The organism is Methanobacteriaceae archaeon (genome assembly GCA_013403005.1).
Taxonomy (GTDB): domain Archaea; phylum Methanobacteriota; class Methanobacteria; order Methanobacteriales; family Methanobacteriaceae; genus Methanobacterium.
The window spans coordinates 72,134-93,131 of record JACBOA010000006.1; the positions used below are offsets into that span (position 1 = coordinate 72,134).

A 20,998-nucleotide genomic window follows, 5' to 3' on the forward strand; every position below is an offset into this window, starting at 1 on the left:
AATCAGGAATATAATTAAATATTAAGGTTATGAATGGATTAGAAGTCAATTTCTAGAATCTCTTTAATATTTTTCACCACAACATCTGCAGCGTCAATGACTTTTTGGGGAGGGTTTTCATCCTGCTGGAGAGTTAAAACACCTAAATCTGCTTCTTCAAGGGCCAGGATGTCGTTGGCACTGTTTCCAACCATCATCACCTTGAATCTGTTTTTAAGTTCGTGCACAATTTCCTTCTTTCTTTTGGCATTAGCAGTGCCAAACACATTTTCTGAGGGTATATTGATGAAATTAGATAACTCCACCAGAGATTTAGTCCGGTCACCAGAGGCCACATAGATATGGAAACCTCTTTTTTTAAGTTCCTCCACCACCTCTGTAACTTCCGGGAATATTTTACCACCAGCAGTAATGGTAAACTCTATTTCACCAGTTTCAATGTTTACAATGAAACCAGACCCACTGCATATCTGAACATTGTATTTCTTGTCAATAACAGCCCTAATTGTATCCTGTATATCACTAACTTGGGCTTTCTCATTTTTTATAAGATCCAGGAATTCATTTTTATCAATATCTAAAGATGAGTAGCTTATGTCAAAAGGAACATTGTTCCGAGTTATGAATTCATGAATAGTTTGATGAGGGCGGGCATTGATTATGCATTTAGCAGGGTCAGTCTGCAAAACCACCAGTGCCCGGCTGGGATTCTGATCCACCAGGTCAATGGAACTGGTTTCATCAAGTATCACTCCAGAGGCAATGTCCTTTATAGCCCGGTACCTTGAAATGAGAGTTCCGGAGTTATCGAAAACAACCGCTTTCATGTTCTTAAATAGGAAGCAATGACTTAAATATTTACATTTCCAACTAACATTCTAGTAAACTCAATCAAAAAAATACAATACTTCTAAATTAATTGACTCTTACATGTTATAACTCCTTATTTTATTACCCGCATGATCTAAGCCATCAAAGTGGAGTAGATGAAATAAAATCCTAATAATACTAAGAAAACCCCACAGATAATCATCATTATTCTGTATCGTTTCCCGGGTAGAATGTGACGTCCTTTCCCGGTGAAAAATGAGACTAAACTGTACCAGGCCAGGTCTGCTCCCCAGTGACCTGTCAGAAAACTTAAAACTCCTATGATTCCTGCAAGTTCTATTCCTTTTAGCATGAAAGCCCAGCCAACAGTAGCCCACCATAGGTAAAAGTAAGGATTGCTTATACTAGTGATGATTCCGCTAAGAACGGATCCGCGTTTTTCCACAGGTTTCCCTTCGCCAGGGATTTCGGAGGGCAAGGGGGATTTAGCAATGGTATAACCTATATAGATCAGCATTATGCCCCCAATTCCTCCAATTAGCATGGTGGCCATATCAGATCGGATTACCCATCCAAGCCCCAGCACTAAAAGTATCATAAGGGTTATTTCAGCCATAAGATGGCCAAGAACCACCAGAGGACCTGCTCTAAATCCTTTTTTAAGGGAATCTGAGATGGTAACCGTGAGCATGGGTCCCGGGACCATGGCACCAGATAAACCAACCCAAAAAGAAGCGGCTGCGAATAAAATAACTTCCATCCACATATAAATCATCAACTTTCCAAATCAATTAAATCATATAATAATTCGTTAAAATAATGCTTAAACCTAAAGAACTTATTTTTAGGGATTTATAAAGTAGAAAAGGTTCACAACCTATTTTTTCGAGATTTCACCCTTAAAATAAAACATTAGCAATAATCATCATATTTAATTCTTTTATCTTAATTATGTTGTCTGCTGATATTCAATTATAATATTATTGTTATAATGACATTAAAGTGGTTTTAAGATGCTGCGTTTTAATTCCAATGATGCGGCCAGTAGTAGGGTTATAACTACGGGAATTAGGCATATTTTAACCACTTCCAGTTCGTTCATCACTACAAACTCTTTCACAGTACGGATTAATGACAGAATAAATGCGATACCCATGGCCAGGCTTAATAAAAGCCAGATTCCAGAGGCAAATTTGGTGGCTTGGTAATTTAATAAAGAGTACACTAAAGCCACTAGAAAACCCACTGTAGCCAAAATTTTTATTAAAATAATCTCAGTGGCCATTATGCTACCTCTTCAATTGATTTAATACTTTTATGGGATCTGTAAGCTGCATAGGCAAATATAACAGAAGTTAATAATATGAAAATCCATTCCAATGTTCTGAATGTATCAAAAGCGTAGAATTCTCTTAAAAGAGCACATATAGTGGATATAAAGAAGGTGAATACAGCATAGGTAATAAATTTCCATCTAGCGTCTTTTCTACACACGCTTATCATGTAAACAAGGGTGGGGGTGATTAAGACTAGTGCAATTATCTGGGCAATTGTGAATTCCGGACCATAAGCTACTCCCACAGGCATCCCCTCTTGATTATTATTCTGAGTTGAAAACTCCCTTGATTTAGAGGTGTTGTGAATTTAATAATAATTATATGGGTTAAAGATGCATAAATGATTCTTTTTTCACTAATGAATGAACATAACACCTCAAACCTTTATCCGGAGCACTGATTCAGCACTTCTATGATTTCTGATAGGTGGTAGTCAATATTATTTATTTGTTCATCACTGAGTGATCTACTTCTTGATATGAATTTAAAGCGTTCAAATATGTGGTCCATTTTATAGAGGACTTCAGTTCGATTAACTTTATGGTACATTCAATCACCATAATATAATTGAATTTTGAAACCTATATATCTTACTTAAAAAATAACCACTCATCTAAAAAAGGGAAAAATTTGATTTATTCAGCTCATAAAACTAAAATCTGTTCCCAGACCCTGTTCTCGTGCTCTCTGGTAAATCAAACCTGCAGTTACCACATCCTGAACTGCCAGTCCAGTGGAATCGAATATGGTTATTTCATCCCCTTCTCTGCCTGTGGCATTGCCAATGATAATATCTCCCAGTTTAGCATGGATATCTTTTTGTTTTAACACTTTCTGGGTCACCGGAACGTTTATTTCCCCACTGTGACTGGCCTGATCCCATGAATCTATTACGATCTTTGATTTAAGGAGCAAGCGGGTTTCTAGTTCCTGTTTACTGGGTGCATCAGCACCCATGGCATTGATGTGAGTTCCGGGACTGATCCAATCTGCATTAATAATTGGTTTTCTGGCTGGAGTGGTGGTCACTATCACATCACAGTTTTCAACAGCCTTCTCAGCAGTATCAACGGCTTCCACTTCAAAACCATATCTTTCAGTAGCTTTTTTCGCAAAATCAGTTCTGGTACTGCAGGTTCTGCAAAATACCATGGCTTTTTTAATATCCATTACCTCGTTAAGGGCCATCAGTTGAGTGTAAGCCTGTTTACCTGCTCCAATAATTCCTAAAACCTCTGAATCTTCTCTTGCCAAGTATTTAGTGGCCACTCCTGCAGCTGCTCCTGTTCTCATATCTGTGATCAGGGTTCCGTCCATGATTGCCAGGGGAAATCCTGTTTGCGGATCTATCATTTCTATAATGGCCATAACAGTTGGTAATTTGTGTTCTAGAGGATTTTGCGGGTGCACGTTCACGCATTTAACTCCAGCTTCTTCCTGGGTCCGGATGTAACAGGGCATGATCCTCAGATCTCCTTCATGGAAAAATAGATATTCCTTAGCAGGCATCTGCACATCACGCTGTGCATAGGCCTTAAAAGCAGTTTCAACAGAATCAATCACTTCTTTCATGGAAATAAGTTCCTTAATTTCGCTTTGTTTTAAGAGAAGAGTTTCAGGCATTTTTTACACCTCTGGATATTACATTAACTATGCTTAGGGTATAGTTTTTAGGATAGTCAAATAGGGGTTATTAATGGATGGTTTAGGATCCTGAACATTTAACTTTAACTATTTGTGCATATTAGAACACTTTTTAGGAAATAAAAGGTGGGTATGTGGATTTTATAAAGCACAACAAACAAGGATTTATTTAATCCTTTCTAAAATTCAAGTCTCAGTCAAAATACACGATATTCATAATGATGGAGTTACAAGCTATTGAATGAAGTTTCAATCTAATCAAATCTGAAGGAATATGAATGGATTTAAATAAACGGTTCTGGGAAATTGATGTTCTCCGTGGTCTGGCAATAGTCATGATGGTTTCATACCATCTAATCTTTGATCTGGCCTACTTTGGAATAATCACTCTGAATGTTACCACTGGATTCTGGTGGTACTTTGCCCGCATCACAGCTTTCATTTTCCTCTTCCTGGTAGGAGTATCTCTGACTCTCAGCCACTCCAGAGCACAACTAATAATGGGAGACCATGAAAAAAAGAGCCTATTTCCAAAATATTTTAAACGGGGAGTTAAAATATTCTCCATGGGACTTCTGGTTACCCTGGCCACTTGGCTTTTAATCCCCCAGGAATTCATAGTTTTTGGAGTTCTGCATTTCATAGGACTGGCTATAATCCTGGAATATCCCTTTTTAAACAAAAAACAACTGAACTTGATCCTGGGAACAGTTTTCATAATGGCTGGTTTCATTTTAACATTTTTCACAGCCACCACTCCCTGGTTCATATGGCTGGGATTGAAACCCGCCGGATTTATCACCGTGGACTATTTCCCCTTACTCCCCTGGCTGGGGGTGGTTTCCATAGGCCTATTCGCCGGAAACATCCTATACAAAGATTATAAAAGGCAGTACACACTTCCTGATCTGTCAAAAAACATAATAATTAGGATATTCTCATTTCTGGGAAGAAATTCCCTTCTAATTTACCTCATACACCAACCCATTCTAATATTGATACTGTACTTGTTTGGTGTGGTGGATATTGGAAACCTTTTTTTGATACTCCATCCATAGTAAAAAAATAGACAGATAGGGTGAAAATGCAGTCTGCTTGAATAATAGAACCATTGGAATTCATATTAATGAAAGCATTTAAAATATAGTCACTGTGGATGGTTTCATTTTTCTAAATAAAAGGTGAATTTATCTAAAAATTAGAATAGGAATAGGATCTGATGCCGTACTTAATCTGCGACCATTGTAATGGCTACTACGAGCTTAAAAATGGAGAATCCCCGGAAGACTTTGACTTAAAATGTGAATGCGGGGGACGATTAGAATACTATGCCAATAAATACGACTATTATAAAAAACTTAAAGAGAATGATATAGATAGAAATAATCATCAAGAACCTGCTGATAAACCAGAAAACTCGTATAATGGATTTTTAGATAATCTGGACCAGCAATCCAAGGGACTTATTGGAATTGCAGTGCTTTGTATAATTGTTTTTGCAGCAATTTTGGTAAGTGGATCTTTTTCTTCCATGGGCAGTTCTTCCTACTTGGATATCATGCCTGCGGATATTCAGGCAGCTAAAGCACCAGTACTGGTTGTGCTTTCCGCACCCAGATGTCCTGCATGTCGGAAATTCGATTCAGAAACCATGACCAACCCGGATGTAAAATCCAAATTATCTGCATATTCAGTTATGAGAATAAATGTAGATACAGATCCAGAACGAGCCAAACGCTTCAATACTCATGTAATTCCAACTCTGGTGCTTTTAGATGCTAATGGAAAAGAAATCCGTAGAAATGAGGGTTATATGAATTCTGCCGAGTTAATGAACTTTTTAAAGATATGATGGATTAAAAATCCCTTCTAGTGGAATATTTACCTTATTTTACATAATCATTTCCACTATTTAATCTAATGATTATCAATTGGAGGGTAGAATGGTAACTATAATAAGATTCTTTTTCCAGATCAAAGCATGTAATCACCAAAAAATCACAAAATTACTACTCACATAACAGGTGGGAACCATGAATATTTTAGAAAAATCACAATCAATTCGCCATCACGAAACAACAGCATCAGAAAACCTAGAAGGATTCATTAAACGAATAAAAAAGGATAATCCTCAGATCAATGCATTTGTAGAACTGAAAATTGATGCTGCAATGGAAAAGGCCAATGAGATAGATGAAAAAATCAAAAAGAACCAGGAAGTAGGAAAGCTGGCTGGGCTGGTTGTGGGAATTAAGAGTAACATCAATGTGGAGGATTTCCATATCACCGCAGCCTCACGAACACTGGAAAACTACCTGGGAAGTTATGATGCCACGGTAATCAGACGAATAAAGGCTGAAGATGGTATAATCATAGGAATGACCAACATGGATGAATTCGCAGCTGGAAGTTCCACTGAAACATCCTTCCACGGACCTACTGATAATCCCGCAGCCCCTGGCAGAATACCCGGGGGTTCCAGTGGAGGTAGTGCTGCAGCAGTGGCTGCCGGGATGTGCGACCTTGCCCTGGGCTCAGACACCGGAGGTTCCATTCGTAACCCTGCCTCTCACTGTGGGGTGATGGGATTCAAACCCACCTACGGTGGGGTAAGCAGGCAGGGACTACTGGATCTGGCTATGAGCTTCGACCAGATCGGCCCATTTTCCCGGGATGCCGGTGGCGTGGCCCTAATGCTGGAAACCATAGCCGGACCAGACCCTAGAGAGTGCACCACCATTGAATGGGAGGTGCCCGAGTTTACCACAAATATAGCTGATCCTGAAGATGCACTTAAAGGCATGCGTCTGGGTGTAGTGAAGGAATTCTTTGAGGTATCCGACGAGGCGATAGTAGATATTATTGAAGATCGCATCAACCAGATGCAGGGTGTGGGGGTTGAAGTGGTGGAATTAAACTTCGATTATCTTAAATTATGCTTGCCCACCTACTACCTCATAAACTATGTGGAGTTCTTCTCAGCCACCCGAAAATATGATGGTCGAAAGTATGGTGAACGAATCGAAGAAGTGTGTGGCGAAGAAGTACTGCGCCGGATACACATGGGATCCTACATCAGCCAGAAAGAATACAGTGGAAAATACTATAAAAAAGCATTACAAGCCAGATCACTCATAAGAAAGGAAATAACCAGGCTCTTGAAAGATGTTGATGTGCTGGTCGGTCCCACAGTCCCAAAACTACCTCATAAAGTGGGCACAGAACTGGAACCCATGGAAATGTATGCCTACGACATACTCACCGTTATAGCCAACCTGGCAGGCATACCCGCAGCCAGCACCCCTGCCGGGGATGTGAAGGGAATCCCAGTGGGAATGCAATTCCAGGCCAAACCACTGGATGATGAAAGGATCCTTCAGTTAATGGCAGCTCAGGAATCACTTAATTAACTTATTTATTCTCCATTCTTTTTCTAGAGTTAAAAGAATCTGGTTGAGCGAAAAATAAAAAATATCCGAGAATCCCCATGAAAAAAATAGGCATACTGTATGTTGCAGGATCACTACCCAACTTCGAGAACTTCGGAGAACTCCCCACCCACCTATTAAAGGATAACGGGCTGGTCAATGGTAAAAAAGGTCATAAAGTCCTGGATGGTCTTATACTCCCTGGGGGGAGTATCATGGAATCACTGAGCATCAGCCCAGAGGTGGAAACTGTCATCCGAAAAATGGACAGTCAGGGGAAATTCATACTGGGAATGTGCTCCGGATTCCAGGTACTATCACAAAAAACCGATATCGGACGCAAATCTCCCTGCCCAGTGGAAAGAGAGGGACTGGGAATACTGGATGTCACCTTCCATCCCCTGATAGGCACAGACCGGGTGGAAGCTGAGGTAGTGGATGAATCCTTTTTAACTAAGGGAATGGTGGGAGAAAAGGTCAAAGGTTTTCACTGCCACACCTATGGCGATATAAGGGGTGATGCACCACCAGTATTCTATTCAAAGGTTAAAAGAACAGACTACACGGAAAATCCCCGAAAAATACTCTCCGGTGTTCGTAATGATGAGGGGAATGTGGTGGGAACCATGGTCCACGCATCACTGGATGAAAACCCATCCCTAAGAGATAATATCCTCCACTACTTGGATGCTGGTGAAAAGGATTTTCAGGAGATTAAACTGGCTAACCAGGAACTGGTAAAAAAGATCAAAAAAGAAATAGGGATAGGATGGGATATTTATTCGGGTAAACCAGATTATCACTTGACATCCTCAGCAAATAACACCTCAAAAACACCACCTTTTCTCATGATAGTCAGCACAGGCTCAGACTCAGGGAAAACCTTCCTCACCACTGGACTGGTGGGAGTGCTACGCAAAAAAGGTTACCGGGTGGCAGTGCTGAAGGTTGGTCCGGATATAAGGGACCTGGTACCCGCCCTCTACCTGAATAAGGAGAAAATGGAGATCTTTTCATCCATCCAGATCGGTGGCCTGGGATGGAAAGACCTACAAGAAATCTTAGAGGATGTAGAAGGCCGAAATTATGATCTTATACTAATAGAGGGGGTAATGAGCATATTCACCGGACTTTTAAATGAAAAAACTCCATTTTCAGCTGCTGAAATAGCCAGAGCCGGTAACATCCCCACTCTCCTGGTAACAGGATGCAACAAGGGAGGTATTGAAACTGCAGCAGTTGATCTGGCATCCCACGTGGATATGTGTAAAAAATTAGGTATAAAAACAGCCGGAGTGATCCTGAACAAGGTTTACCATGAAGGAATAGCTGAAACCGCCTCAAAATATCTTAAAAACACTACAGGACTTGACTGGGTGGGATTAGTTCCCAAGGCCCAGCTAGCAACTCGGGGAGGAACCCCGGAGGTGGAGATAAAACTGGAGGACTTCTGCCAGAAAGCCATGGAAACAGTTGAACAACATCTTGATGTTGAGGGAATAGTGAAGATGGCTCAGAAACCATATTTCACAGGATATCCATCTTATGATGAAATATTAAAGGGTTTTTGTATAAAATAAGGATTAATCGAGTCACAGATTCTTTTTTATCATATAATTAACTGAATTATCTTTTTTAATCTGAAACTTGCATGGGAGGTCTTTACTTAAGCAGCAACCCAGTCCTCACAGATACGTGTGGCCTGTTCCAGCACAGTTTTAACTGCTAATTTCTCCTTATCCGGCGGATAACCATACTGGCGGAGGATTTTCTTCACAGCCACCCTCATCTTAGCCTGAACACTCGCCCTTAAGGTCCAGTCAATGGTTATATTATTCTTGATGGTTTTAACCAGTTCCATAGCTATTTCCCTTAATACCTCATCCCCTAAAACCTGAACTGCACTATCATTAACTCCCAGGGCATCATAAAAGGCCAGTTCATATTCAGTTAATCCCAGATCTTCCCCTCTGCTCTGGGCTTCCCTCATTTTCCTGGCAAGTTCTATTAACTCCTCAATAACCGTCACTGCTTCAATGCTACGATTATGGTATTGTCTGATGGTCTTCTCCAGCATATCTGCGAAGGAACGCGCTTCGATCACATTTTTACGTGAAATAGTTTTTATTTCATCATTCAGGAGTCTTTTCAGTAGTTCAGCTGCGGTGTTCTTGTGTTCCATGCCCTGAACTTCCATCAAAAACTCGTCAGATAGTATGGATATGTCGGGTTTTTTCAGACCAGCTAACTGGAAAAGATCCACAACTTCATCTGAAACCAGGGCCTTACTGAGTATCTGCTGGATGGCCAGGTCCAAATCCTCCTCCAGTGCCTGGGGGGCACCGGTGACCTTAACTATGTAATTTCGCACAGCTTTGAAGAAGGCCAGATCATCCCTTATCTTCATGGCCTGGGGATGGGGCACTGCCAGGGAGAAAGCCTTGGATAATTCATTCACATACTTCAAGCAACGTTTTTTACCATCCTCCTGTCCCAGAACGAATTCAGCACCATCCCGCATTAATTTCAACTTATCACTTGTAGTGGATTTCTGGAATCCCTGGTAGTGGAATCCATAAAAGAGTGCGCTGACTATTTCGTATTTTTCCATCATCAAAGCCACAGCTTCCTCCTGGTCGAAGGCTATTTCTCCCCTTCCCCCACCCTCGGTGTACTGGGATAAGGCCTTTTTAAGTTCAGTGGCTATTCCCAGATAATCCACGATAAGACCACCCTCCTTGTCTTTATAGACACGGTTAACCCGGGCTATGGTCTGCATCAGGCCATGTCCCTGCATGGGTTTATCAATGTACATGGTGTGCAGGCTGGGCACGTCAAAGCCAGTGAGCCACATATCCCGGACAATGGCCAGTTTAAAAGATGAATCCGGGTCCTTGAAAACATCTCCCAGGTGTTTTCTGCGGGGTTTGTTGCGTATGTGTGGCTGCCAATTAAGGGGGTCGCTGGCACTGCCAGTCATGATCACCTTCAGGAAGCCCTGATCATCGTCATCATGGTGCCAATCTGGGCGGAGCTTGATGATCTCCTGGTAGAGTTCGATGCAAATGCGGCGGCTCATACAGACCACCATACCCTTACCATCCATGGCTTCCAGTCTTTGCTGGAAGTGGTTCACCACATCCTGGGCCACACGTTTGATGCGGGTTTTACTCCCTACAATGGCCTCCATCCGGGCCCATTTGCTTTTTAATTTCTCCTGACTTTCCATTTCCTGGCCCTCGGTTACGAAGTCAAACTGGGGGTCGATGTGGGGTTTTTCATCCTCCTTAAGGTCCAACTTCACCAGGCGGTTCTCGTAGTATATGCGTACGGTGGCCCCATCCTCCACTGCCTGTTCAATATCATAGATATCAATGTAATTCCCGAAGACAGCCACGGTATTTTTATCACCCCTCTCCAGGGGAGTGCCTGTGAATCCAATGAAGGATGCATTTGGGAGGGCGTCGCGCATGTGACGGGCGAAGCCATCTATAAAGTCGTACTGGCTGCGGTGAGCCTCATCAGCTATGACCACAATATTTCTCCGCTCGGATAGGGTTGGGTATTCAGTTCCGGGTTCGGGTAGGAATTTCTGGATGGTGGTGAATACAATACCTCCACTGGCCACCTGCAAAAGTTCCCGGATGTGCCTCCGGTCCCTGGCCTGTACTGGCTCCTGTCTAAGGATGTTCTTGGATGAAGCAAAGGTACTGTAGAGCTGGTCGTCTAGGTCGTTTCTGTCTGTTAAAACTACCAGGGTGGGGTTGTCCATTTCCAGGACCAGTTTACCAGCGTAGAAGGCCATGATCAGACTTTTGCCTGATCCCTGGGTGTGCCAGACCACCCCACACCTTTGATCCCCTCCAGGTCCTGCTGCCTTTAAAGTGGCCTGCACTGCCTTGTTCACGGCGTGGTACTGGTGGTAAGCAGCCATCTTCTTTTTAACTTGAGCTTCGCTTTCATCGTAAACTATGAAGTGGCGGAGGAGATCCAGGAGGACTTCTTGGTTGAGCATTCCCCTGAGGAGGACCTCCATCTCCAGCATGGTGAGAAGGTCGTCTTTCTCACCAGTGATGGTTTTCCAGGGCATGAAACGCTGGAAATCACTGGTCAAAGTCCCGGCCCGGGCTTCCATACCATCGCTGATGATTAAAATCTCATTAAAATCAAACAAAGAACGAATCTGGGATTTATAAGTCTGAAGCTGCTGATAGGCCTTCTCCAAAGTTGCCTTATCATCAGTGGGGTTTTTAAGTTCAATCACCACTAAGGGAAGTCCATTAATAAAAAGAATTATATCTGGACGGCGGTTATGGTCATTTTCAATAACTGTGAACTGGTTCACTGCCAGGAAGTCATTATTCTCTGCCCGGGCAAAGTCAAAGAGCAAAGCCTTATCATATACCACCCGACCATCTGCTCGGTACTCCACATCCACCCCATCAGTGAGCATACGGTGGAAGGATTGGTTGTTGGTGAGAAGATCCTGACTCTCCACTCTCAACACCTTACGGACCACCTCTTCCCTAGCAGTGGGGGGAATGTCAGGATTCAGACGATAAACTGCTTCCCTTAATCTTTCCACCAACACCACATCACTGTAAAGCTCCCGCATAGGATTCGTGCCATCGGGAGAGATATCCGGACCATGCAGAATTTCATAGCCCAATTCCTGGAGGATTTTTAGGGCTTCCTGTTCCACCATGTCCTCGTTGAGTCCTCTCATTTTATGGTGGCCTCCTTAGGAGGTTTTATTCTTATCTTACCGGACATGAGTTTGGGGAGGAGTGAGTCGCGGATTTTGGATAATTTTATATTTTGAGTTTGGTTACTCTCAATTTGACTAAAAAGAGGATTAATGAGTTTGTTATATAATTTGATAATATTTTTATCGGGTATAAGTATTTTTAAGCTTCTAAATGTTGATTTATTTATTTCTCTAAAGGTTGAACCACTGGCTAAAGAAATGATGTTCTCTTTATTCATTTTTATCCAGAAATAGAGGTAAAATATGGATAAAATTTCGTTAGGAATACAAGTAATGAAACCTTGGTTGGTGCAGGCTTCAGTAGTATTGATTGATAATTCGCCAACGGTTGCTCGGCTAGTCATCATCAATGAGTGAGGTGGAAATATTCTGGCAGAACTGTTTTTTAGCCCTGAATCGTTAATTTTCTTTTCTGATTCTGTTATGAATATTTGATTATTTGCAGTGATATCACGGGGCGAGAACCATTGAATATCTCCTTTTTCCCAATATTCTTCTTTTTTTGTTGAAGGTGTTCCTCCACCAGTAGTTTCAATAACTTTTCCAATTTCTTGAACTTCCCACCCCACAGGAATCTGACCTAACTCAGAATCAACCATCTCCCCGTCGCTGGACTTGTAAGGCCTGCCTTCTTCGTCGGGGAATTCGAAGTGAACGAACCAGTGCCGGAAGATGGCCTGGCCTATGGCTTCCAGGGTTTGGTTCATCTTGTGGTTGAGTTCGATTTTGTAATCTAGAACTGAAAGAAAGCTTGCTATCTTCTTTTGTTCATTTCTAGGGGGTAAAGCAAACTCAAATCCTAAAATTCTTGAGGGAGAAGTGTGTTTAACTGTAGTACCGCTTGCTGAAGCCAAAACCCAATGTCTATAGTTTCTATCTCTCAATTTCCAATAAATAAAGTCAGGATATGCTTCCTCAGATATGGGAATGATTAAACCTAATCTTTGATTATGTAAAAATTTTTTACCTTCTAAAAATGGAATTTTAGCTGAATAACCTAATGTATCGCCTTCTTTACTTAAATCAGTCATTGAAACTATAATATCTCCTTCATTCAAAACATAATCTTCTGGTATTTCTCCATTATAGTACTTAAATTTTGAATCATTAAAACCTCCACCAATTTTAAAATTACCTGGAGTTAGAAGAATGTTTGGAGTTTCTTCATCAGAAAAATATTCTCCTTTAAAAGCAAATCCATGTTTAATGTTAATTAGCTTTTCCAATTTAACGAAATCCCAATCCTCAGGAATCAATCCTATCTCGGTTTCTTTAAAATTCTCTTCATTCATATTCATCCGTTCTATACCACTTCAATTCCTCAATTCCAATAGAATTACCTACTTTGAAGTTAATAAAAAGACCATATTGATATCCTAGTTCTTTTTCTTTAATAAAAGCTTCTAATTTCTTCTTATCGCATGATCCGTCATCTCTATTGGATGTCTTTTTAATCTCCATGACCAATAGATTTTCCCGAGTAAGTCTATGATGAATTATTATATCTGGATAAACTGTTGTTCCATTTTTCTTCTTTTCATTTTCTTCACAGTCAGTAACCCATGAATTAAGTCTTTTACTATCTAATTTAGATAGATCATGACTATCTCTGTTATATTCACAGTCAACATTCCATTCAACAAATTCTCTTTGCAAATGCTCGGCCAATTTATGAGCTATTGATCTTTCGCTAGATTTTATTCTTAAAAGGGCGCTATCCTCTTTCATAAACATTTTAATAGATTTATTCACTCTATTTTTAAGTTCATTAAAGTTATAACTCATCATAATCCCGTTTTCAAATTCATTCTCATTTGATCAAACATTTCATCAATGCTCATTATTTGCCATTTTTAAAGGCCTCAGACTCCCAATTTTTATATTTATCTGCCCAAAGATTGATTCTATGTACCAAGTTGTGCAACAACATTTAATGCGTGATTTCATGCGCCGATTGTTGTTATTCATCATGAATATGACCATAACCACTATTGCCCTTATGTTGATTCTATGTTGATTCTATGTTGATTCTATGTTGATTCTATGTTGATTCTATGCACATTCAATGCACATTCTATGATTAAACGAGAATGTAATAGGTATATCTGCCCTTACCTTCAGCAGTGATAACTCCCTTACTAACTAGGTCTTTCAAGTCTTTTAAAGCTGTGTATCGTCCAATATCAGGGTTTATTCGCCTGTATTCTTCGTTGGTTATTCTTCCATTCTTTAATAAGTAATCTATTGCTTTTTTTTGTCTTTCACCTATCTCACTTTTCCTTAATTGCGCATATTTATATTTTCGGATGATAACCACAAGACTCCCAGATTTAATCTCAAAAAGAGGTTCAGGTAATCCATTTTCCAGGCAGGACTTGATTATTCTCTGAGTTCCAGTACCCCACTCTTCTACAAAGCCTATTCTGTAAAAACATTTAGCTACTAAAGGATTCCTTCGTATGGAATCATGCGCTTTTTTAAGATCTTCCACGGTTAATGGTTCAGGTAGTGGTCCACAGCCCCAGATTTCTATTCTATCCTCAAATATTCTTATCTGGACATTTGAATTGATCCTGTAATCTCTATGACAGAGAGCATTGGTAACTGCTTCACGGATGGCTTCCAGTGGGTATTCAAACTCTTCAACCCTCTCCACACCTTCTATCTTCGCACTTTTCCCAATATGTTTACCTATGAATTTCAAAGCATCTTCTCTTTGATCAATAATGGTGCCTTCAAAATTTCGCACATCCTCAAATTCATCTGTATCAATACCTTTAAACCTGGCGCATTGTGTTATGGCTTGCAAAACAAACCTTTGAGGATTAGAACCAAAAAGAAGTACTGCTGCGTTGGTTAGTTGCCCATCTCTAGTTAATTCCAGCCGGTTCAAGGCTTCTTTTTTTGGTGTTTTAGGATCCAAATCCAGATTTCTTTTAATGGATGCAAGTTTTAGAAAGTTTTCCACTTGTTTATCATCGATATCTTCAAGGGTAGCTTCTTCTATGATCTGTTCATCCCAGGAGGTGACTCGATGTTCATTGGTTATCAAACTTCTAATTTCCGTGGATGAAAGCTTCTGATTAGTTCTCCCCACTCTGATGTAGGCCTTGTTCCGATAGAAAACGGGTTTTTCAGTGCTTTCTGATACTTCAATCAGGATGATCTTATTTCCATTCACAAGGGGATCATCGATATAAGGAGAAACGGAAGGATCTGTTTCTCTTCTAATTTCATTTGCCAACTGTTCCAAGGTGTTTCTTCCCATACCAACTCCAATGACTTCACCATTATCATTAACCCCCACTAAGATAATCCCACCTCTTTTGTTGGAAAAAGCGGAAATAGTTTTCATTATTGCATCTTTATCAGATAATGAAGACTTAAACTCCATATTTTCTTTCTCATCATCCTCGAGAAATTCAGATATATCTGGTCCGATTTTTAAAACCCCCCTAAATTATTATTTTAGGATTTAACACGGTTAAATTTAAATTCTTACTAAATTTCATATCCTAACATCTTTAAATTCTTGCGGATTTCTTTTTCCAACCGTTCAGACTCCTGGAATTGATCCCTCAACTCTGAGGTCAGCTTACGCATCTTCTCCTCAAACTCCTCCGGATCCTCCTCTTCCTCAGCAAAGCCCACGTAACGTCCCGGAGTGAGTATGTAGTCGTGCTTTTTAACCTCATCCAGGGTGACGGATTTGCAGAATCCACGGATATCCTCATATTCTCCGCCTTCACCCCTCCAGGCATGATAAGTATCTGCTATCTCTTTTATATCTTCATCGCTGAGTTCGCGGTGGGTGCGGTCAGCCATGTAGCCCATCTTCCTAGCATCAATGAAAAGTATTTCACCCCGACGGTCCCGGAATTTACCATTACTCTTATCCCGGCTGATGAACCACAGACAGGCTGGTATTCCAGTGTTGTAGAACAACTGGGAGGGTAAAGCCACCATACAATCAACCAGATCCCCTTTAACTATTTTTTCCCGGATTTTACCTTCCTGCCCACCGGCTGACATGGAGCCATTGGCTAGGACGAATCCAGCAATACCAGTAGGTGCGAGATGATGAATGAAGTGCTGAACCCAGGCGAAGTTGGCATTCCTCTTAGGAGGCATCCCATACTTCCAGCGCGGATCTTCCTCCAGAAGTTCTGCCTTCCAGTCCTTGTCATTAAAGGGGGGATTGGCCAGGATGTAATCAGCCTTGAGATCCCGGTGCTTGTCCTGGGTGAAAGTGTCACCCCACTGTATATTAGAATCAATACCACGGATGGCCAGGTTAATCTTACACAGCCTCCAGGTGGTCTGGTTGGACTCCTGGCCATAGATGGAAATGTCTCCCAAGCGTCCCTCATGGGATTCCACGAACTTCTCGGATTGAACGAACATCCCTCCACTGCCACAGCAGGGGTCATAGACCCGTCCCTGGTAGGGTTCAATCATCTCCACCAGAATCTTAACTATACTGCGGGGTGTGTAGAACTGGCCGCCCTTTTTCCCTTCTGCATTGGCGAACTGTCCTAAAAAGTATTCATAAACCCTGCCCAGGATGTCCTTGCTTTTACTTTCCTTATCTCCCAGGCCAATGGTTCCAATAAGATCGATGATACCACCCAGGCTCTGCTTATCCAAAGCCTCCCGAGCATAATTTTTGGGCAAAACACCTTTAAGATCAGGGTTTTCCCTTTCAATAACCTCCATGGCATTATCTATGAGTTTACCAATCTCCGGCTTTTTAGCATTCTTCTCTAACTGGTCCCACCGGGCCTCCGGTGGCACCCAGAAAACATTCAGAGCTAAATACTCATCCTTATCCTCTGGATCAGCATACTCATCAGCGGTTAAACCTTCATGAACTTCTAAAAAAGCATCTGAAATATATTTTAAAAAAATAAGGCCTAAAACCACGTGTTTATACTCAGCAGCGTCCATGTTATTTCTGAGTTTATCCGCAGCTGACCATAATTTCTGTTCAAACCCTAAATTCGCACCATTGGATGTTTTACTGATAACCATAACCCCCATAAAATTCAATATCAATGATAATTGGTGTCTATCTTATAATAACCTTATAATCATTTAGGATTTTATAACATTTCAGTGAATACTTCACTAAATGTAAGGCACATCTTATTAATGGGTGGAATTAAAGATGGAGGCTATAAATGACAGATTCGATCCATAACCCAATATAGAAGAATACAAATAAAGAGCAATAGTAAAACTAGTTATCTAAATCAAAAAAAGGATTTAAATGCATGGGAAGCTCTCCCCTGACTTTTAGAAGATATTCATGTTAAAGGGTTCATGTTTAAAAAGTGGGTTAATTAAATGTCTTTAAATTTATGGTAACCTTCAATTAACTCCGCACCACTTAAGAACACTAAATCATTCTTTTTAGCATATTCTGCAACATCATCGGTGACCATGGAATTACCGGTGTTATCATCCATCATTTCACAGCAGACCGCCACTTCCGTTAAACCGGCCATCTCTGCCAGGGCCACACTCATCTCAGTATGCCCATGTCTTTTTAGAACATGGCCTTCTGCAGCTCTGAGGAGGGTTACATGTCCCGGGGAGCGGAAATACTTACCGAATTCGTTGTATCTCCCCTCCTTACACAGGAGTCCCAGTTCTTTTATGGTGCAGGCCCGGTCATTATCCGTGATGCCAGTGAAGGTCTTCCTATGGTTCACAGTGATTGAGAAAGCTGATTTCTCATCATAAGGAATGTCTGTAGGTGATAATTCACCCAGAACAGGATATTTGTCTGTGGCAGCTTCCATCACATCAGTCATGAAGGGTATGCCCAGTTTGTCTGAAATCTCTGAGGATATGGGCACGCATACCAGTCCTCCAGCATCATTCCTAATGGTGGTCATGTACTGGGGGGTCATGAACTCCGCAGCAACAATCATGTCTGTTTCCCGTTCCCGGTTATCATCATCAAATACTAAAACTATTTCTCCCTTTCTAAATGCTTCTACTGCTTTTTTTATCATATAATCACGAGATTAGATTCTTTTTTTAAAAAACTGGGTAAAATTTTTTTAATCAGAATTCTTAATTCACCACTAAAATCATTGGTTCGGCAGGGGTATTAAATCTTTAACTCAAATCATCAAAACCAAAAAAAATATCAATAATCAAACTGACCAGGATTCTATTCTATTCAAAATTATTATTCATATTATTTTAAGGGTAACAACATCCCCATCTTCAAGTTGCAGGTTTTTCCTGAGGTTCTCACCAGCCACAAATTCCAGAGTTTTATCAGAATGCTGGGTTTTCACTGGAAACAGGACAGCACCATGGATTCTGCTATTCAGCTGGGCTGGTAGGAATTTAACATCTCCAAAACCACCACTTCCCTTAATGATCCTCATTTTATCATCAAGATCATGCACAGCCGCTGCGTCTTCTTTAGAGATTTCCAGGTTCAGGGTTCCGGGAAATGGTTCAAATCCAAGTTTTGCCTTAAATTGGTCCTTATAAACTTGTAAAGACATGAAATAACTGCCTTTATGGGTTCCGGATACTACTTTTCCTTTGATTTCCATGTTATTTCCTTTAGTTGGTATCTATTTGGTTTTTGAAAGTTTCAGTTGCCAGGATATGGGCTTGTCTTAAGGGTTCAGGGGTTTTGAAAATGCTGGTCCGCATAGTAACGTCTAGCGCAGTTTCAAGAGATATTTTATGACCAACACTCACATATTTTCCCATAAAAAAGGCCCCAACCATGCGCTCATCATATCCTATAAGTTGGAGTTCCTGATGTGCGTGGTGTCTTTGGGTGGCCTTCTTTATATACCTTCCAGCAGTTAAGCTTTTTGCCACTCCCAGGGTGGGAACATCCAACAGCACACCCACATGAGAAGCCAGTCCAAAACCTGCAGGATGCATAATCCCATGACCATTAACCATTAATACATCAAAATCATGATCTAAGGTTTTCACCACTGATATAACAGGATCCGCCTCCCGGACTCCAAGAAAACCAGGAATGTAGGGGAAAAATAACTGCAGATCCAGGGTTTTTCTTTCAACCACTTCCAGATCTTCCAGTTCCAGCACCACAGCCGCGGTCACTGCCTGATTATCCATGGAAAAAGAAACATCAGCTCCTGCAACCAGCTCTAACTTACTGAAACAGTCTTCTTCCACCACTTTCTCACTCAAAGAGTATTGTATGCTGGTTAAAAGCTGGGTTAGGTTTAATGAACACATTTATACAATTTTAATTTTCATTCTTTTCTATGATTTGCAGGATTAAAATTTCAATGCAGTTTCACTAGCAAGATGCCTGGTTTCAGTCTAGGAGTTTACCGGTGATGGTGCAGAATATGGGACCCCGGATGTCAATCACCTTGTTTTTACTGGTTATGTAACGCATGGCCACTTCATCCAGTACAAGGTTAACATCAGAAGGTGCTTTGGCAATGGTAGTCCTTAAAGTGACATTTTCCTCTCCACTCACCACCATCTCCTCTATGCGATAGGCGGCTTGGGATGCCACCCCCTCCAAGTAACTGATACCCGTGGGTATGCCCTTTTTCAGGGCCTGTATAGCCAGATCATCCACAATTTCCTTTCCCATATTTGCAATGATTTCATCAATCACATCCTCAGGGGGTTGGAGACCATGAAGGGTGCTGGGATGGGGCACTCCCACAACATTCCCATCATAAACATATATACGGTTCCAACTGGCCGGTCCAAGGAGTTTGGTTCCTGCCTCTGGCTCTATAATCTTAACTTCAATGTTTTTATCCATGAACTCCCCCTTAAAAGCAGTGAACTGGCAGGGAGATTCCGAGTCACCATGTTCCCGGGCAGTGCTGATAATGGATTCGGCCAGTCTTCTACCCTCATCTGTCACCGGGTAAAGGTTCATACGGAGCATGGAAGCTAACTCACGGTCACTGAGGCTTTTCTTGGTGTAGATCTGGGGGTAAACCATTTTACGGATATCCTCATAACCACCCATGATCATGGCCATTCTCTCAGCACCCACTCCCAGATTCATGACTTCCTGGTCAATACCATAACGAGCCAGGGCGATAGGTGAATATAATCCGAAGGTGGCTACCTCCACCCAGTCCTTTAACTGCGGATGGTAACCGTAAACCTCAGTCTGGGTTCCGGGAATGTAATATTTGGATTTCTTCTCATCAGGTAAGAATTTGAACTTTTCAAAACCAAAATATTCTAGTAAACTCTCAGAAACAGCCATTCCCATATCCAGAGAAACCTCATCATCCATCCAGACACATGAAGCAGAGTGATAGGTCATCAGGTGACTGGAATCTTCCCTCTGCTCCCGGCGCAAACAACGGTCAATGGAAAATAATTTAACAGGCAATGGATGGGTTTTAATCATGGATTCCAGGGTTATGAACCAGCCAGAAGTCATGTGTGAGCGTAAAGTGGTTTTACTGGAGATGGGAGTGAGTTCTCTCAGCTCTGGAAAAACCCTCTCCAGGACTCTGAGACCATCAGCATCCTTCACCTCCAGGGCATTTGAAACGTCTCGTACCAGGTCATCGCCACTGGTATCACCCTTTTTGTAACTGCGAAACACTTCTTTCAGGGACTGAATTTTAGCCTCATCCAGTGAAACTCCCAGATTTTCTATTTTCTCAATTTTGTCCATCCCAATTCCTATATCTGGACGGGGCAGGCCAGCCAGGTAGAAGCAGCGATCTAAAACTGCAGGGGCTTCCGGTCCGAACTGGCGGTAAATATGGTCTTCTTCAATAAACAGGGGGTTGATGGTTTCGGAAAAACCCAGCATGAGGTATGCCTGGCGTAGTCTGGCAATGGTATTATACAGGGGGTGAGTTTGCCCAGTTTTAAGGTGTATCCGGGGATATTCCTCATCATGATGGGGTTTTTTCAGGTTTAGACCTGTTTCCACCCAGGCCTTTTCAAAATCCCTCTTTGCCAGTTTCAAAATCTCCTTCTTCTTCACT

The 20,998-nt window shown here is 41.4% G+C and carries 19 protein-coding genes; 4 read left to right on the top strand and 15 right to left on the bottom strand.

Features of this window, described 5'->3' with window-relative positions; genetic code table 11:
- Window positions 1-38: 38 nt before the first annotated feature.
- From HVN35_05830 to HVN35_05855, 6 genes are all read right to left on the bottom strand, one after another.
- Window positions 39-827, bottom strand: coding sequence for an HAD family hydrolase (locus HVN35_05830; GenBank protein ID NYB52057.1), 789 nt, complete (start codon window positions 825-827; stop codon window positions 39-41).
- 137 nt (window positions 828-964) lie between these two features.
- The gene (locus tag HVN35_05835; GenBank protein NYB52058.1) at window positions 965-1,597 is read right to left on the bottom strand and encodes a LysE family transporter; all 633 of its coding nucleotides are present in this window, start codon (window positions 1,595-1,597) and stop codon (window positions 965-967) included.
- A 231-nt stretch (window positions 1,598-1,828) separates the two neighbouring features.
- Window positions 1,829-2,116, bottom strand: a complete 288-nt coding sequence (locus HVN35_05840) for a hypothetical protein (protein NYB52059.1) — start codon at window positions 2,114-2,116, stop codon at window positions 1,829-1,831.
- On the bottom strand, window positions 2,116-2,412 hold the full coding sequence (locus HVN35_05845; GenBank protein NYB52060.1) for a hypothetical protein: 297 nt from the start codon (window positions 2,410-2,412) through the stop codon (window positions 2,116-2,118). The genes HVN35_05840 and HVN35_05845 overlap by 1 nt, the downstream gene beginning before the upstream one ends.
- 140 nt (window positions 2,413-2,552) lie before the next feature.
- Window positions 2,553-2,717 (bottom strand): hypothetical protein, encoded by a 165-nt coding sequence (locus HVN35_05850; protein NYB52061.1) that lies wholly within the window; start codon window positions 2,715-2,717, stop codon window positions 2,553-2,555.
- 90 nt (window positions 2,718-2,807) lie between these two features.
- Complete coding sequence (locus HVN35_05855; protein ID NYB52062.1) at window positions 2,808-3,791, bottom strand: alanine dehydrogenase; 984 nt, start codon at window positions 3,789-3,791, stop codon at window positions 2,808-2,810.
- A gap of 299 nt (window positions 3,792-4,090) precedes the next feature.
- Here HVN35_05855 and HVN35_05860 point away from each other — a divergent pair, with 299 nt between their 5' ends.
- From HVN35_05860 to HVN35_05875, 4 genes are all read left to right on the top strand, one after another.
- Window positions 4,091-4,870, top strand: coding sequence for a DUF1624 domain-containing protein (locus tag HVN35_05860; GenBank protein NYB52063.1), 780 nt, complete (start codon window positions 4,091-4,093; stop codon window positions 4,868-4,870).
- Window positions 4,871-5,031: 161 nt separating this feature from the next.
- Complete coding sequence (locus HVN35_05865) at window positions 5,032-5,664, top strand: thioredoxin family protein (protein ID NYB52064.1); 633 nt, start codon at window positions 5,032-5,034, stop codon at window positions 5,662-5,664.
- A 181-nt stretch (window positions 5,665-5,845) separates the two neighbouring features.
- The gene (gene gatA, locus HVN35_05870; protein ID NYB52065.1) at window positions 5,846-7,222 is read left to right on the top strand and encodes an Asp-tRNA(Asn)/Glu-tRNA(Gln) amidotransferase subunit GatA; all 1,377 of its coding nucleotides are present in this window, start codon (window positions 5,846-5,848) and stop codon (window positions 7,220-7,222) included.
- A 77-nt stretch (window positions 7,223-7,299) separates the two neighbouring features.
- Window positions 7,300-8,820, top strand: coding sequence for an AAA family ATPase (locus HVN35_05875; protein ID NYB52066.1), 1,521 nt, complete (start codon window positions 7,300-7,302; stop codon window positions 8,818-8,820).
- Window positions 8,821-8,906: 86 nt separating this feature from the next.
- Here HVN35_05875 and HVN35_05880 read toward each other — a convergent pair whose 3' ends face one another.
- The 9 genes from HVN35_05880 to sepS form a co-directional block, all read right to left on the bottom strand.
- Window positions 8,907-11,966 (bottom strand): type I restriction endonuclease subunit R, encoded by a 3,060-nt coding sequence (locus HVN35_05880; protein ID NYB52067.1) that lies wholly within the window; start codon window positions 11,964-11,966, stop codon window positions 8,907-8,909.
- Window positions 11,963-13,306 carry a restriction endonuclease subunit S gene (locus HVN35_05885; GenBank protein NYB52068.1) on the bottom strand — a complete coding sequence of 448 codons (1,344 nt, stop codon included), beginning with the start codon at window positions 13,304-13,306 and terminating at the stop codon, window positions 11,963-11,965. Before HVN35_05885 ends, HVN35_05880 begins: the two co-directional genes overlap by 4 nt.
- A complete protein-coding gene (locus tag HVN35_05890; GenBank protein NYB52069.1) occupies window positions 13,293-13,736 on the bottom strand; it encodes a hypothetical protein in 444 nt (147 codons plus the stop codon). Before HVN35_05890 ends, HVN35_05885 begins: the two co-directional genes overlap by 14 nt.
- A 352-nt stretch (window positions 13,737-14,088) precedes the next feature.
- On the bottom strand, window positions 14,089-15,402 hold the full coding sequence (locus HVN35_05895; GenBank protein NYB52070.1) for a putative DNA binding domain-containing protein: 1,314 nt from the start codon (window positions 15,400-15,402) through the stop codon (window positions 14,089-14,091).
- A gap of 107 nt (window positions 15,403-15,509) precedes the next feature.
- On the bottom strand, window positions 15,510-17,048 hold the full coding sequence (locus HVN35_05900) for an SAM-dependent DNA methyltransferase (GenBank protein ID NYB52071.1): 1,539 nt from the start codon (window positions 17,046-17,048) through the stop codon (window positions 15,510-15,512).
- Between the two features lie 302 nt (window positions 17,049-17,350).
- Window positions 17,351-18,028 (bottom strand): 3,4-dihydroxy-2-butanone-4-phosphate synthase, encoded by a 678-nt coding sequence (gene ribB / locus HVN35_05905; protein ID NYB52072.1) that lies wholly within the window; start codon window positions 18,026-18,028, stop codon window positions 17,351-17,353.
- A gap of 183 nt (window positions 18,029-18,211) precedes the next feature.
- Window positions 18,212-18,586, bottom strand: coding sequence for a CTP-dependent riboflavin kinase (locus tag HVN35_05910; GenBank protein NYB52073.1), 375 nt, complete (start codon window positions 18,584-18,586; stop codon window positions 18,212-18,214).
- Window positions 18,587-18,596: 10 nt separating this feature from the next.
- A complete protein-coding gene (locus HVN35_05915) occupies window positions 18,597-19,253 on the bottom strand; it encodes an endonuclease V (GenBank protein ID NYB52074.1) in 657 nt (218 codons plus the stop codon).
- Window positions 19,254-19,335: 82 nt separating this feature from the next.
- Window positions 19,336-20,997: an O-phosphoserine--tRNA ligase gene (gene sepS / locus HVN35_05920; GenBank protein ID NYB52075.1), complete on the bottom strand. Its 1,662-nt coding sequence runs from the start codon at window positions 20,995-20,997 to the stop codon at window positions 19,336-19,338.
- Between the last annotated feature and the right edge of the window lies 1 nt (window position 20,998).

Bases quoted from the DNA above. Each gene is read 5' to 3' on its own strand.
- HVN35_05830 (NYB52057.1), bottom strand. From the start codon at position 827: ATGAAAGCGGTTGTTTTCGATAACTCCGGAACTCTCATTTCAAGGTAC.
- HVN35_05835 (NYB52058.1), bottom strand. From the start codon at position 1,597: ATGTGGATGGAAGTTATTTTATTCGCAGCCGCTTCTTTTTGGGTTGGT.
- HVN35_05840 (NYB52059.1), bottom strand. From the start codon at position 2,116: ATGGCCACTGAGATTATTTTAATAAAAATTTTGGCTACAGTGGGTTTT.
- HVN35_05850 (NYB52061.1), bottom strand. From the start codon at position 2,717: ATGTACCATAAAGTTAATCGAACTGAAGTCCTCTATAAAATGGACCAC.
- HVN35_05855 (NYB52062.1), bottom strand. From the start codon at position 3,791: ATGCCTGAAACTCTTCTCTTAAAACAAAGCGAAATTAAGGAACTTATT.
- HVN35_05860 (NYB52063.1), top strand. From the start codon at position 4,091: ATGGATTTAAATAAACGGTTCTGGGAAATTGATGTTCTCCGTGGTCTG.
- HVN35_05865 (NYB52064.1), top strand. From the start codon at position 5,032: ATGCCGTACTTAATCTGCGACCATTGTAATGGCTACTACGAGCTTAAA.
- gatA (NYB52065.1), top strand. From the start codon at position 5,846: ATGAATATTTTAGAAAAATCACAATCAATTCGCCATCACGAAACAACA.
- HVN35_05875 (NYB52066.1), top strand. From the start codon at position 7,300: ATGAAAAAAATAGGCATACTGTATGTTGCAGGATCACTACCCAACTTC.
- HVN35_05880 (NYB52067.1), bottom strand. From the start codon at position 11,966: ATGAGAGGACTCAACGAGGACATGGTGGAACAGGAAGCCCTAAAAATC.
- HVN35_05885 (NYB52068.1), bottom strand. From the start codon at position 13,306: ATGAATATGAATGAAGAGAATTTTAAAGAAACCGAGATAGGATTGATT.
- HVN35_05890 (NYB52069.1), bottom strand. From the start codon at position 13,736: ATGAAAGAGGATAGCGCCCTTTTAAGAATAAAATCTAGCGAAAGATCA.
- HVN35_05895 (NYB52070.1), bottom strand. From the start codon at position 15,402: ATGGAGTTTAAGTCTTCATTATCTGATAAAGATGCAATAATGAAAACT.
- HVN35_05900 (NYB52071.1), bottom strand. From the start codon at position 17,048: ATGGGGGTTATGGTTATCAGTAAAACATCCAATGGTGCGAATTTAGGG.
- ribB (NYB52072.1), bottom strand. From the start codon at position 18,028: ATGATAAAAAAAGCAGTAGAAGCATTTAGAAAGGGAGAAATAGTTTTA.
- HVN35_05910 (NYB52073.1), bottom strand. From the start codon at position 18,586: ATGGAAATCAAAGGAAAAGTAGTATCCGGAACCCATAAAGGCAGTTAT.
- HVN35_05915 (NYB52074.1), bottom strand. From the start codon at position 19,253: ATGTGTTCATTAAACCTAACCCAGCTTTTAACCAGCATACAATACTCT.